This is a genomic window from Brachybacterium sp. SW0106-09 (assembly GCF_001293905.1).
Classification (GTDB): Bacteria; Actinomycetota; Actinomycetes; order Actinomycetales; family Dermabacteraceae; genus Brachybacterium; species Brachybacterium conglomeratum.
On record NZ_BCAK01000015.1, the window covers coordinates 18,341 to 31,782 of the forward strand.

The following is a 13,442-nucleotide window of genomic DNA, read 5'->3' on the forward strand; positions in this document are numbered from 1 at the left end:
GCACGCATCTCAACGCTGCTTTCGCTGCAGTCTCTGCCCCGGAAGGGAAGCCACCAGTACCCTCCCCTGCGGCAGAGGGTAAGTCCTGTGGAGCGCTCGAACGCGAGCGGCACGAACTTCCAGCTCGCGGGAGGGGGCGAGGTGATGGAGTGCGACGAGGGCGTCGTGCAGATGGGCGGGGCCGACCTTCTCGGCAGCGACATCGTCGGCCGCCAGCTCGGTGAGCAGCATGATCCGTGAAGCAAGCTCTCGTCGCAGCCGGGACCTCTTGGGCAGGCACGCTACGTGCCACGCTCCGACCCCCCTCACCAGCGCGTGAAGCTGATCGAGATGTGCTGCTTCGTGGGCGAGAACCGCGGACAGGTAGGAGGGCGGAAGCGCGTGCCGAACGGCGCGCGAGACGAAGATCGACGGCGTCGCGCCCGGGACGGCCACCGCGACATAGCGAGAATCCTCGATCTCGACCACGGCAACAGCGCCGACCTGCCAGGAGTCCGTTCGGCGGCGCGAGAGCATTTCCGCGACGCTCGGCCGCTCGTCATCATCCTTGCCGGGATCGACCCTGCCCAGGTGGGCGAGCGATCCCACGATCCCTAGCCCCCCGAGACCGGCCCAGGCGATGAACGTGAGAGCAAGCCCCTCGGCCGCAGCGCTCGCGGAGCTCGCCGACAGGGAGAGCGCGGCCGCCAGGAGAATTGACGCGATCGCGATGACCAGCCCAACAACACCAACCGAGGCCCACACCATCAGCGCCCGCCGGGGATGGCGGATCTGCCACCTCCCACGGGATACGAGGTACGCGGAGAGCGGGCATGCAATCAGGCCAGCCAGCAACGGCCCGACCACGGTCCAGACCATCAGCGACCTCGGCGAGACCGCCGTGACGTGATCGCATCCATCACCAGATCAAGGTCGGACTCAGAGAGGTTGTCGGTGAACGCCATCAGCGCATCCTCACGATCGTGAGCGTCATCGAGGACCTCAACCATGTCCGCGGCATGCGCCTGCGCACTGCTCACGACCGCTTCGAAGGTCACGCGCCGAGGTGACCGGGCTCGGCGAGAAACCATCCCCTTCGCCTCGAGCCGGGAGAGCACTGTCAGAACCGTGGTCTGCGCTGGCGCGGGATCCTCAAAAGATGCCTGGATCGCTCTCGCGCTAAGGGAGCCGGTGGAAGTCCATAAAGCTCGCATCACCAGTGCCTCCAGTGCGCCGGAGGATCGAGACCTCACTCCCGCCATCTCGTCACCACTCCCTCCCCGTGTAACGCCTCAGTCCGAGTACCGTACCGCGCACGGGTGTCGCCGTACATCTCTAATTCTACTTCCTGTAGAGTCCAGTGCTGTGATCGAGTCTCCCTGGTCATTCGTGCTGACCGCCATCTTCCTCGCAACGGCCGTGTTCTGCGCAGTTCACCTCGCACAGAGCCGCGGCGCTTCCGCCGCAGTGATCACTGGGTCAGTGCATTCCTCCCATCATGGGCCGGTGGCGACGGCGGTGCACGTCAACCATCTCGTGATGAGCCTGGCGATGCTGCTGATGGTGTGGCGGCCGGTCGGCACGGCCGGGACCTGGATCCAGGTCGCCCTCTTCGCGCTCTTCACCGTCGTGATGCTGCTCGGCCTCCCCACTGTCCACGGGGTGAGTGAGCGCGTGGGGGTGGTTAACCACGTGGTGCTCAACTCCGTGACGATCTGGATGCTGCTGGCGATGCCCCTGCTGATGGGCCACGCCATGGGCGGCTCCGCCGATGCGCACGCCGGACACCACGGCGGCGGGACCGGGGACGAGATGGCGATGGAGATGGCGCCGGCCCCTGCCTGGGCGGAGGCAGTCAACTGGGGGGCCGTCGTGCTCAGCGCCGTGATCACCGCGTGGTGGCTCGTGCGCTTGCTCCGCGATCCGGGGCACCGCGCCCACTCGGCCTGCCACCTCCTGATGGCCGCAGGAATGGCGCTCATGCTCGCCCTCATGTGAACCCGGCCCACGCCACCTCTCCGTCACAGCGAAAGGCTCGACCCGATGGCCACCCGAGCCTCGCCCCGCCCCACCGGTGGCAACACCTCTCGCCCGCGCCGACTGCGCGATGAGCTGCGAGAGCTCACGCTCCGCCTGCACTTCTACGTGGGGCTGTTCATTGCGCCGTTCCTCCTGGTCGCCGCGGCGACCGGGATCCTGTACGCGCTGACCCCGCAGATCGAACAGGTCGTCTACGACAAGGAACTCCACGCCAGTGCCCCGGCCGGCGCGGAGATGGTGCCGCTGGCGCAGCAGGTCGAGGCGGCGCGGAGCGAGGTCACAGACGGCACGATCACGCAGATCCGTCCGCCCAAGGATGCCGAGTCCACCACGCGCGTCACGTTCGATTCCCCCTCGGCTCGCGAGGATCGCCAGCTCACCGCGTTCGTCGACCCCTATACCGGGGAGGTGACCGGCGTGCTGAACACCTTCGGGGAGTGGCTGCCGCTGCGGACCTGGTTCGACGATCTCCACCGCAATCTCCACCTCGGGGACGCCGGCCGCTGGTACAGCGAAGTCGCGGCCAGCTGGCTGTGGGTCCTCGCCCTCAGCGGACTCACCCTCTGGGTCACACGTAAAGTCCGCACTCGCTCTGCACGCGCCTACCTCCTGCCCCAGCGTAAGGGACCGCAGCGCCAACGCTCCATAAGCCTCCACGCCACCATCGGCGTCTGGGCCGCTATCGGAACGTTCTTCCTCTCCGCCACCGGACTGACCTGGTCCCAATTCGCGGGCGGCAACGTCAGCGCACTGCGCCAGAGCCTGAGCTGGTCAACGCCCTACCTCTCCTCCGAGGCGGCAACCACCACCCCGATCGCAGAAACCGAAGTGCCTGCCACCGCGCAGAGCGTGCTCGAGGCGGCCCGCCAAGAGGGCCTGACCGACCCGGTAGCGATCACCCCCAGCACCGACGGAGGAGCGTGGCTCGTCTCCCAGGTGCAGCGATCATGGCCCCTGAAGCAGGACTCCATGGCGATCGACCCCACCTCCGAAGCTGTCGTCGGGAGCGTGCGCTTCGCCGACTGGCCCGTTGCCGGGAAGCTCGCCGAAGCTGGGATTTCCTTCCACATGGGCATCCTTTTCGGCTGGCCCAACCAGCTCCTGCTCATCGCCATCGCCGGTGCGGTAATCGCGCTCATCGTGATCGGGTACCGCATGTGGTGGCGACGCCGCCCCAAGCCGCCACGCACAGGCCTCCCTCGCCCTCTCGGTCGTCGCGTCGACACCGCGGCGGCCTACGGCATCCTCATCGCGATCGCTGCGGTCGTCGGCCTCGCCCTCCCCCTCCTCGGAGTCACGCTCCTCGCCTTCATCGCGCTCGACCTCACCCGAAGGATCGTCCCGGGAATGGACAGCGCGAGAAAGAATGAGTCCGCATGAGCTCGCTCCCGGCGCGTTAGGACGTAGTCCGCAAGCCCCATCCGCAGTCTGAGGGGATCTCACAGTGAATCGGCCCAGGTCTGGTGCCGCTGCTGTTTGAGTCCGGAAGGATGGACAGGCACCCGTGGAAGATCGATCCCCAGCTGCGCGCGAGGTGCGTTCGGCTCGTCAGGGAGCACCTCCAGGAGTACCGGGACTGATGCGCGATCAGGTGTCAGCTGGGGTTAGGCCGCCAGTCTGACGGTCGGGTTCATGATGGTCTCGTACTCGATAGGGGTCAATCGGCTGAGGCGGGCCTGTCGGCGACGACGGTGGTAGGTCCGCTCGATCCAGGTGATGATCGCGATCCGCAGTTCCTCTCTGGTCCTCCAGCGCTTTCGATCCAAGACGTTCTTCTGGAGCAGTGCGAAGAAGGATTCCATGGGTGTGTCCCTTAGCGTGGTGGCAATCCCGGGGTGGCGTGGAGCTGCTGGTAGGCGATGAAGGGTCATCGCGGGACCTCCCAAATCGACCAAGAAATAGGGACCCGCGATGACCCACCACCAGTCTGCACTCTCGACCCTCGTCAGTGAACTGCTCCAGGACCCCGACCTCGCTCATGAGGAGCTGTTCCGCCGGCTTCTCCAGGCCGGACTCCAGGACCTCATCGATGCCGAAGCGTCCGTCAAGATCGGTGCGGAGCGTTACGAACGTTCCCCGTCCCGCTCGACCCGTCGCAATGGCACCAGGGCAAAGCGCCTGGCTACCCCGGCGGGAGAGCTGGATCTGGCGATCCCGAAGCTAAGGGCCGGCTCGTTTTATCCCGCGCTGCTGCATCCTCGTCGCCGGGTCGACAAAGCGCTCTGGGCGGTGATCTGCACGGCCTGGATCGACGGCGTCTCCACCAGGAAGGTCGAGGACCTCGTGCGGGCGCTGGGCAACGAGTCCGGGATCAGCAAGTCCCAGGTCTCGAGGATCTGCGGCGAGATCGACGAGGTCGTCGCGGAGTTCCTCCACCGCCGCCTGGACCACACTTGGTTCCCCTACTTGTTCCTGGACGCGACCTATCTCGACATCCGCCAGGGCGGCCGGGTCGTCTCCCAAGCCGTCGTCGTCGCCACGGGCGTGGCCGCGACCGGTCACCGAGAAGTGCTCGGGATGGCGATCGGTGACGCGGAGACCACCGGCTTCTGGACCGAGTTCCTCCGCAGCCTGCGCGAACGCGGGTTGAGGGTCTCCACCCCCGCCGCACCGGAAGGCGTGCTGCTGGTGACCAGTGACGCGCACGCGGGGCTGAAGCATGCGATCAAGGCAGTGCTTCCGGGAGCGTCATGGCAGCGCTGCCGGGTCCACTTCGCACGCAACATCACCCAGGCGCTCGGCTCGGCGCGCTCCAAGCCCGTCAACGCCCTGGTCTCCACGATCTTCGCCCAGACCAGCCCGGAAACGGTCCGCGAGACCTATCAGCAGGTCACGGCCTCGCTCGAGGCCTCCTTCCCGAAGATCGCGGCCATGCTCAAGGACGCCGAGGCAGACCTGACCGCATTCGCGGCGTTCCCCATCGAGCACTGGCGAAAGATCTGGTCGAACAACCCCATCGAGCGGGTGAACAGGGAGATCAAGCGCCGAGCAGACGTCGTCCAGATCTTCCCGAACCGGGACTCTGCGACCAGACTCGTCGGCGCAGTCCTCCAGGACCAGCACGAGGAATGGCAATACGGCGAACGCCGCTACATCAGCGACATCTCCCTACGCCGACTCGCCGACATGCTCACCAACGACACCCCCGAGACCACCAGCCGGCTCCTCATGACCGCCTGACCCAAAAGCCACCACACAACGGGACTTGACCGGGATGAGCGCAGCTAGCGCAGCTCTTCCACAGCGCCGAGGGGGAGGAGCATGCCGTCGCCTGGGCTCGTGACGTGCTCACCAAGGACAGACTGGACGCCGCCCGGAGCCCGTTGCGCTCGCTGCGCGCCCTCCGCCGTGCCGAGCGGCGCCTCGGTCTGATCACCGCCCGCTATCTCGTCGACGCCGTCGCAGGTCGCGGGGAGCGGGGCGATGGGGGAATGCGGCGCAGTCGCCTGATGCACTGACGGTGCACCCACCGCCGACGGGGGCTCGGCAGATTAGGACGGTCCGAGCCCGTGCCCGCCGACGTGCGTACGCGCTCCGCCGAGCGACTCCTCCCGCAGCACACAGGGAAGAGCCCCGAAGATCGATCTTCGGGGCCCTTCTCGCGTACTCCGCTGCGGTGGTCAGTGAACGGTCAGTGCACGACCTTCTCGGCCGGGGTGCGGTAGTCGCCGCCCGTGGCCTCGTCGATGACGTGCTTCTCGTGGCCGGCATGCTCGAGCGCCTCGCGGAGCGACGCCGGGGTGACCGGCTCGATGCGGTCCTTGAAGAAGAAGCTGGTGGCCTTGGCACGCAGGGAGGAGACTCCCTTGCCCGCCTTGAGCGGACGGTAGTCGTCGTGGGCGACGAGCTCCCAGCGCTCGTACTCGTCCAGCGGCTCGTGGATCTCGATCATGTCACCGGAGCCGGTGCGGACGATGCGGGAGGTCTCCCGGCCGTGCAGCACGAGATCGCGCTTCTGACGCTGGATCGAGAGGCACAGGCGCTTCGTGATGTAGAAGGCGAGCACCGGGGCCACGAAGAACGACACACGGAACAGCCAGGTGAGGTCGTTGATCGAGAGCTGCAGGGCGATCGCGATCAGGTCGTTGGTCGCCGCCAGCGCGAGGATCAGGTACGAGACGATCCAGGCGACGCCGATGCCGGTGCGCACCGGCGCGTTGTACGGCTTGTCCGCGAGGTGGTGCTCGCGATCGTCACCGGTGACCCAGGCCTCGATGAAGGGGAACAGGGCGAGGAACGCCAGCATCGCGCCGTAGACCGCCATCGGGATCAGCATGTTCAGCGAGATCACGTAGCCGAAGATCGTGAACTCCCAGCCCGGGATGAGGCGCAGGCCGCCGTCGGTCCAGAGCATGTACCAGTCGGGCTGCGTGCCGGCTGAGACGGGGGAGGGATCGTAGGGGCCGTAGACCCACACCGCGTTGATCTGGGTGGTCGCCGAGATCAGCGTGATGATGCCGAAGACGAGGAAGAAGAAGCCGCCTGCCTTCGCGCCGAACACCGGCAGCACCGGGTGTCCCACGACGTTGCGGTTGGTGCGGCCCGGGCCCGCGTAGTGGGTGTGCTTGTGCACGACCACGAGCACGAGGTGGATCGCGATGAGGCCCAGGATCGCCGCGGGCACGAGCAGGATGTGGATCGTGAACAGTCGCGGGATGATGTCGGTGCCCGGGAACTCTCCGCCGAAGAGCAGCATCGACAGGTAGGTGCCGACGATCGGGATCGCCTTCATCAGGCCGTCGACAACGCGCAGGCCGTTGCCGGAGAGGACGTCGTCCGGGAGGGAGTAGCCGGAGAAGCCGGCGACCATGCCGAGCACCATGAGGGAGAAGCCGATGAGCCAGTTGAGCTCGCGGGGCTTGCGGAACGCGCCGGTGAAGAACACGCGGAACATGTGCACGAAGATCGCGACCATGAACACGAGCGCTGCCCAGTGGTGCATCTGCCGGAACAGCAGACCGCCCTTGACCTCGAACGCGATCTCCATCGTCGACTCGAAGGCGCGGGAGACCGTGGCGCCCTGGAGCGCCTCGTACGGGCCGTTGTAGATGACCTCTTCCATGGAGGGGTCGAAGAACATCGTCAGGAAGACGCCGGAGATCAGGAGGATGACGAAGCTGTACAGCGCCATCTCGCCGAACATGAAGGACCAGTGGTCCGGGAAGACCTTGCGCGCGAAGAACTTCACGAAGCCGGCGCCGGAGAGGCGCTGGTCGAGGAAGTCGCCGCCCACCGCACCGAGCTTGAGGATGCGGGAGTCGCCGTCGGAAGACTGCTTCCGGGTGCTGGGAGTCGTGGTCGTCATGTGATCACTTGTCCTTGTGGATGTTCCAGAAGCTGGGACCGATCGGCTCGGTGAAGTCGCCGGGGGCCACGAGATACCCCTCGGCGTCGACCTCGATCGGCAGCTGCGGCAGCGGACGGTGGGCCGGGCCGAAGATCACCTTGGCGCCGTCGGTGACGTCGAAGGTGGACTGGTGGCACGGGCAGAGCATGTGGTGCGTCTGCTGCTCGAACAGCGCGACCGGGCAGCCGACGTGCGTGCAGATCTTCGAGAACGCGAGCACGCCCTCCACGCCCATCGACATCGACTCGTCGTTCTTCGCGAGCTTGGGGTCGATGCGCACGATCACGGCCGCGGCCTTCGCGCGCTCCTCGAGGTGGTGCGGGGTCTCGTCGGTGAGGCCCTCGGGCATGACGTGGAAGATCGAGTTCATCGCGACGTCGGAGAGCTTGATCGGCGTGCCGTCGTGGTCCCGGGCGAGGCGCTGGCCCGGGTTCTGGCCCCAGAAGGTGTGGTGGAGCTTGTTGCCCGGGAGCGGGCCCAGCGTCGACAGCGGGGCGAGCACGGCGATGGGCAGGGCCGCGAGAGCCGCCACCATCGCGGTGACCATGACGGGACGACGGCCGATGCCGGTCTCCGCCAGACCGCTGGTGATCATCTCGGCAGCGGCCTTGCGCGTCTCGTCGGAGCCGCGGACGTCATGGCGCTCCTCGACCCACTCCTCGTCGGGCATGAGCGTCTTGGCCCAGTGCACCGCTGCGGCGCCGATGAAGAACACCGCGATCGCGAGACCGAGGCCCGTGACGAGGTTGGACCACCACAGCGCGCGGGGAGTGCCCTCCTCCGCGAAGATGTTGGTGTCCAGCGGCGTGACGAGGAAGTACGCCGCGATGAAGATGACCGTCCCGACCACGCTGAGGAGGAACATGAAGGCGACGAGTCGCTCGGCGCGCTTCTCCGCGGGCTTGGAGATGTCGGTCTGACGGGGGGAGTGGGGAGGCAGACCCGGGTTCGGGAACCCGCCGCCCTCCTTGGGGGCGAGGGTGCTGACCCGGGTGGGGGAGCTGCCGTCGGTGTTGGTGTTCATGCTCGCATTCACTTGGCCTTCGCCCCCAGCCACACGGCGGCGCCGAGGAGCAGGGACAGGATGATCGTCCAGGCGTACAGGCCCTCGGTCACGGGGCCGAGGGAGCCCAGGGAGATGCCGCCGGGGGAGCCGGTCTCCTCGAGGGTCTCGAGGTAGGTGATGACGTCCCGCTTGTCCTCGGGCGAGAGGTTGGTCTCGTTGAAGACCGGCATGTTCTGGGGACCGGTGTCCATGGCCTCGTAGACGTGCTTGCCCTCGACGCCCACGACCGGCGGGGCGTACTTGCCTCGGGTCAGCGCACCGCCGGCACCGGCGGCGTTGTGGCACATGGCGCAGTTCATGCGGAAGATCTCGCCGCCGCGCTCGGCGTTGCCCTTGCTGGTGTCCAGCCACTCCTCGTCCGGCACCGACGGGCCGGGGCCGAGCGAGGCCACGTACGCGGCGAGCTGACGGGTCTGCTCCTCGTTCATCTGCTGCGGCTTCTGGCGGGCCTGGGCGCCGGAGGCCTGCATGGGCATGCGGCCCGTGCCGACCTGGAAGTCGACGGCGGCGGCGCCCACGCCGATCAGCGAGGGGCCGAGGGTCTGACCGTCGGGGTCGCTGAGACCCGCGGCATCAAGTCCATGGCAGGTCGCGCAGTTGGCGAGGAAGAGGGCACGACCTTGCTCGACTTCGCTGTCGGTGTAGGCCTCGGCCTGGGCCGCCTGCGGCTGCAGGGCCGCGTACAGCCCGCCGGTCGCGACGAGCGCGAGCAGCAGGATCACGAGTAGCGCCATCGGGTGATGACGACGTGCGGCGAGAGCCTTCACGGTTCGGACCTCGATTCGTGGAGGGGGCGGGCGGGGAGGGACAGGAGTTCGGGGGTGCGTTGGGGCCCGGGGGCCGCTGCGCGGATCAGAAGATCGTCCAGTCGAAGTCGACCGGGACCACGTGGCCGGAGGAGGTGCCGGTCAGGATCGGGTCGAGCATGTACACGACGAAGAAGAGCACGATCCAGACCACGTCGACGAAGTGCCAGTAATAGGAGACGCAGATCGCGGAGATTTGCTCGTGCGCTGTGAACTTCTCCGCGACGTAGGCCCGCATCAGCACCATCAGGAAGGCGATCAGGCCGCCGACGACGTGGATGCCGTGGAAGCCGGTGGCGAGGTAGAAGACCGAGCTGAACGGCGAGGACGACATCGTGACGCCACTGTGGATGAGCTCGGCGTACTCGTAGGCCTGGCCCGAGACGAAGATCGCGCCGAGGATGAAGGTGAGCGTGTACCACTCGATCATCCCCCAGCCGGCGATGTTGAAGATCGAGCCCTCGCGGCGCTTGCGCGGCGAGAAGGACTGCCCCCAGGGGAAGCGGCCCTCGGCGACGAAGACGCCGATCTGGCAGGTGACGGAGCTGAAGACCAGGATCGAGGTGTTCAGCAGCGCGAAGCCATGGGTGAAGTTCGACTGGCCCTCGGCGAAGGTCTCCGGTGCCAACGACCGCAGCGTGAAGTACATCGCGAACAGGCCGCCGAAGAACATGAGCTCGCTGGCGAGCCAGACGAGGGTGCCGATCTGCGTCGGGTTCGGGCGGCCGACCGCTGGGGCGGCAGCGGGGGAGGAGCGCACAGGCAGAGTCGCAGTAGTCACGTCACCATTATGTCGTGTCGTCAGATTCGGTGTGTCGGTTCACGACGACCGAGCACATCGCGGGGCCTGCGCCCCGGGCGGACCGTGCCAGCATAGCCCTCCTGACGGCCTGTCACGAACCAGGACACGCGTCGATACGCCCAGGTGATCGACCATGTGCGTGCGTCGTGACCGTTCCGTGATCCGATCCGTGACCAGGGCGACGGTGCACCCGCTCGCAGGTGCGATGATCGAGGCATGAGCGAGCAGACCCCGACCTGGTCCCGGCTCACCGCGCGCCTGGTGCGCGGCGAGCATCTCGAGCACGCCGAGGCGAGCTGGGCGATGGACGAGATCATGACCGGAGAGGCGGGTCCCGTCCCGCTGGCGGGCTTCCTCGTGGCGCTCCAGGCCAAGGGCGTCAGCAGCACGGAGCTCGAGGCTCTGGCCGATTCGATGGTCGCCCATGCCTGTCCCGTCGCGGTGGAGCGGCATGCGATCGACATCGTCGGCACCGGGGGCGACCTCGCGCAGACTGTGAACATCTCCACGATGGCCTCGATCGTGATCGCCGCGTCCGGCCGCACCGTCGTCAAGCACGGCAACCGCGCCTCGACCTCGCGCTCGGGCTCGGCCGACGTGCTCGAGGCGCTCGGCGTGCGCCTGGACCTCCCCGTGCCCGAGGTCGAGCGCCTGGTCGGCGAGGTCGGCATGACCTTCCTCTTCGCGCAGGTGTTCCATCCCTCCATGCGCTTCGCCGCCGAGGCTCGCAAGGGCCTGGGCATCCCCACCGTGATGAACATCCTGGGACCGATCACGAACCCCGCGCGGCCGCTCGCGAGCGCGGTCGGGGTCGCCGATCCTGCCATCGCGCCGACCGTCGCCGGCGTGTTCGCCTCGCGCGGCACCAGCGCCCTCGTCTTCCGCGGTCAGGACGGCCTGGACGAGCTGACGGTGAGCGCCGCCTCGGACGTCTGGGAGGTCCGGGGCGGGGAGGTGCGCTCGCGCCTGCTGGACCCGACGGCGCTGATGGGCATCCCCCGCAGCCCCCACGACGCGCTCCGCGGCGGCACGGCCGAGGAGAACGCACAGGTCGCCCGTGACCTCTATGCGGGGGCGAAGGACGGGCGGATGGGCCCGATCCGGGATGCGGTGCTGCTGAACGCCGCGGCGGGCATACTCGCCCACGACGGCATCGGGCAGCCGGCCGCCGACGGCTTCGAGGACCGCTTCCGCGCCGCCCACGCAGAGGCGATCTCCACGCTCGACAGCGGGGCGCCGGCGACGCTGCTCGCGCGCTGGGCGGCGGCGTCCCAGGAGTCGCTCGCCGCGAACGGCTGAGCGGACCGGGACGATCGGCCGACGCCGTCCCGGGACGGCCTCCGCCCGGGGGCGAGGTGCGATCGCCCAGGGCGGCAGGGGCTCTCAGCCCTCGAGACCCAGGTCGAACGCGGCGTCGAGGTCACGCTTGGAGTAGGTCTTGAAGGCGATGTTGGTGGTGGTGTCGCGGACGCCCTCGACCCGGCTGAGGGAGCCGGCGATCACGCCGGCGAGGTCCTCGTGGTTCCGCACACGGGCGACCGCGATCAGGTCCACGTCGCCGGTGACGGAGTAGACCTGCTCGATCCCGTCGATGTCGACGATCGCCTCGGCGACCTCCTGGATGCGCTGGGGGTCGACGACGATCGAGACGATGGCGGTGATCATGAATTCTCCTTCGACGGGCGCGGGGGCGCCGGGCGGCTTCTCCCGTGAGCCTATTCCCCCTGGGCGGTCGAGGTCATGGCGAAGCGCCGGGCGAGGTGCTCCGCATCGAACCGGGCCCGGGCCGGCACCTGCCATGATCCCTCGCACAGCACCGTGCGCACGCCCTCGCCCTCGAGCCACCCCAGCAGGATCTCGGCCTCCTGGTGATACCCCTGGCACAGGGGCGCGGCGAGCTCGGCCTCGCCGGTCCCCGTCATCGCCAGGGAGCGGGCGAAGGGCAGGGGATCCTTCGCCGCCGGAACCAGCGTGGTGCCGGAGAAGCGTCCATGACGTACGGCCAGCAGCTCCCAGCCGCGTCCGCCGATCACGGCCTCGGTGCTGGGCCGGGCCGCGATGAGCAGCGGCACCTCCGCGAGGGCGCGCAGGCGTGAGGCGCGACGGGCGGCGTCGAGATAGGCGAGAGCCAGTCGGCGCAGCTTCTCCGCGTCCTCGTAGCGTCCCGCGTCGACGTGGGCGCGCAGCCGGGAAGCGGCATGGTCGAGCACCTCGCGCGGGTCGGCGACCATGGCGCGGCGCAGACGCTGGTGATGCCCGCTCGACGGGGCGGCGCCGTGCGCGGCTTCGGCCTCCAGTGCGGCACCGCGCCCCATGATCGCGTCGGTGAGCAGTCCGCGCAGCGGCTGGGCGTCGTGCCGGGAGGAGAGCGGACCGATGTGCGCCGAGCCGTCGGCCTCCGTGCGGGCCAGCCGCGCCCCGCGCAGCCCCTCGCCAGTCGGCCCGAGCCGCAGCCAGTGCGCCGCCTCCGGGCGCAGCCCGCGCCGGTTCGAGGGCGGCTTCTCCTTCGCGATCAGCCGCAGCTCGCGCACGGCGGCCTCGGTGGCGGTGGCGCACTCGATCACTCGCAGCGACTCCGCGCGCGGCAGCATGTCCAGGATCGCGCGGCGCGTCTCGCTCGCGGTGAAGTAGGTGCGCACCCGGGAGCGCAGGTTCCGGGAGGTGCCGACGTACAGCACCGAACCGTGCGCGTCGAGGAACTGGTAGACGCCGGGGACCGAGGGAACGTCGGCCGCGAGGTGCTTCTTGCGCAGCTGCACGGGCTTGGCCCGGCGGTGGGCCGTGCCGAGATCCTCGAGGGTCGAGGCGCCGGTCGGGCCCAGCCGGGCGATGATCGCGTGGAGCACGTCGACCGTCGCGCGGGCATCGGAGAGGGCACGGTGGTCCGGGGTGACCGCCGCCCCGACATGGGCGGCGAGGGTCGAGAGCTTGTGATCGCGCACCTCGTCGCGGCGGAAGACCGTCCTGGCGAGCGCGAGGGTGTCCAGCACGGTCGGCGCGGGCCACTCCAGCGCGCACTCGGCGGCGCGAGCGCGCAGGAAGCCGATGTCGAAGCGGGCGTTGTGGGCCACCAGCGCGGCCTCGGGCCCGACGAAGTCCAGGAACATCGGCAGCACGGTCCGGATCGAGGGGGCGCCGCGCACGGTCGCGTCGGAGATGCCGGTGAGGGAGGCGATGTAGGCCGGGATCGGACGCTCCGGGTCCACGAAGGTGCGGAACTCGCCGAGCACCTCGCCGCCGCGCACCTTCACCGCGCCGATCTCGGTGATCGCGTCCGCGGAGGGGTCCGTCCCGGTGGTCTCGAGATCGACCACCACCAGCGTCGCCTCCGCGAGCGGGGTGCCCAGGTCCTCGAAGCTGAGCTGACGGCGTGCGGGCATGGGGGACAGGCTACGACGCGGC

At 68.7% G+C, this 13,442-nt stretch carries 13 protein-coding genes and 1 pseudogene; 5 read left to right on the top strand and 9 right to left on the bottom strand.

Annotated elements, in window-relative coordinates:
• Positions 1-9 precede the first annotated feature (9 nt).
• Together Y09_RS07840 and Y09_RS16830 are read right to left on the bottom strand one after the other, a co-directional pair.
• Positions 10-858 carry a hypothetical protein gene (locus Y09_RS07840; RefSeq protein ID WP_053917221.1) on the bottom strand — a complete coding sequence of 283 codons (849 nt, stop codon included), beginning with the start codon at positions 856-858 and terminating at the stop codon, positions 10-12.
• A complete protein-coding gene (locus Y09_RS16830) occupies positions 858-1,241 on the bottom strand; it encodes a BlaI/MecI/CopY family transcriptional regulator (protein ID WP_029361023.1) in 384 nt (127 codons plus the stop codon). The genes Y09_RS07840 and Y09_RS16830 overlap by 1 nt, the downstream gene beginning before the upstream one ends.
• Positions 1,242-1,485: 244 nt before the next feature.
• On the opposite strand from Y09_RS16830, the gene Y09_RS07850 reads away from it, so the two are divergent.
• Positions 1,486-1,977 carry a DUF5134 domain-containing protein gene (locus Y09_RS07850; RefSeq protein ID WP_053917222.1) on the top strand — a complete coding sequence of 164 codons (492 nt, stop codon included), beginning with the start codon at positions 1,486-1,488 and terminating at the stop codon, positions 1,975-1,977.
• A gap of 45 nt (positions 1,978-2,022) precedes the next feature.
• The gene (locus tag Y09_RS07855; protein WP_053917223.1) at positions 2,023-3,399 is read left to right on the top strand and encodes a PepSY domain-containing protein; all 1,377 of its coding nucleotides are present in this window, start codon (positions 2,023-2,025) and stop codon (positions 3,397-3,399) included.
• A gap of 224 nt (positions 3,400-3,623) precedes the next feature.
• Here Y09_RS07855 and Y09_RS07860 read toward each other — a convergent pair.
• Positions 3,624-3,821 (bottom strand): annotated as a pseudogene (locus tag Y09_RS07860) (IS3 family transposase); the annotation flags it as partial.
• Between the two features lie 109 nt (positions 3,822-3,930).
• Between Y09_RS07860 and Y09_RS07865 the strand changes: the two are divergent.
• Complete coding sequence (locus Y09_RS07865; protein WP_053917225.1) at positions 3,931-5,199, top strand: IS256 family transposase; 1,269 nt, start codon at positions 3,931-3,933, stop codon at positions 5,197-5,199.
• 104 nt (positions 5,200-5,303) lie between these two features.
• Entirely contained in the window at positions 5,304-5,477 is a 174-nt protein-coding gene (locus Y09_RS07870; protein WP_192808033.1) for a hypothetical protein, read from the top strand.
• Between the two features lie 173 nt (positions 5,478-5,650).
• Here the strand turns inward: Y09_RS07870 and Y09_RS07875 are convergent, their stop codons facing one another.
• From Y09_RS07875 to Y09_RS07890, 4 genes are all read right to left on the bottom strand, one after another.
• Complete coding sequence (locus Y09_RS07875) at positions 5,651-7,324, bottom strand: cytochrome bc complex cytochrome b subunit (RefSeq protein ID WP_053917226.1); 1,674 nt, start codon at positions 7,322-7,324, stop codon at positions 5,651-5,653.
• A 4-nt stretch (positions 7,325-7,328) separates the two neighbouring features.
• Positions 7,329-8,390, bottom strand: a complete 1,062-nt coding sequence (locus Y09_RS07880) for a ubiquinol-cytochrome c reductase iron-sulfur subunit (protein WP_053917227.1) — start codon at positions 8,388-8,390, stop codon at positions 7,329-7,331.
• 8 nt (positions 8,391-8,398) lie between these two features.
• The gene (locus Y09_RS07885) at positions 8,399-9,199 is read right to left on the bottom strand and encodes a c-type cytochrome (RefSeq protein WP_029360453.1); all 801 of its coding nucleotides are present in this window, start codon (positions 9,197-9,199) and stop codon (positions 8,399-8,401) included.
• A gap of 85 nt (positions 9,200-9,284) precedes the next feature.
• Positions 9,285-10,019 (bottom strand): heme-copper oxidase subunit III, encoded by a 735-nt coding sequence (locus tag Y09_RS07890; protein WP_100199694.1) that lies wholly within the window; start codon positions 10,017-10,019, stop codon positions 9,285-9,287.
• A gap of 237 nt (positions 10,020-10,256) precedes the next feature.
• On the opposite strand from Y09_RS07890, the gene trpD reads away from it, so the two are divergent.
• Positions 10,257-11,339 carry an anthranilate phosphoribosyltransferase gene (trpD, locus tag Y09_RS07895; RefSeq protein WP_053917228.1) on the top strand — a complete coding sequence of 361 codons (1,083 nt, stop codon included), beginning with the start codon at positions 10,257-10,259 and terminating at the stop codon, positions 11,337-11,339.
• An 84-nt stretch (positions 11,340-11,423) separates the two neighbouring features.
• On the opposite strand, the gene Y09_RS07900 is transcribed toward trpD, so the two are convergent.
• Positions 11,424-11,705, bottom strand: coding sequence for an Lrp/AsnC family transcriptional regulator (locus Y09_RS07900; RefSeq protein WP_053917229.1), 282 nt, complete (start codon positions 11,703-11,705; stop codon positions 11,424-11,426).
• Between the two features lie 50 nt (positions 11,706-11,755).
• Entirely contained in the window at positions 11,756-13,420 is a 1,665-nt protein-coding gene (locus tag Y09_RS07905; protein ID WP_053917230.1) for a DEDD exonuclease domain-containing protein, read from the bottom strand.
• Between the last annotated feature and the right edge of the window lie 22 nt (positions 13,421-13,442).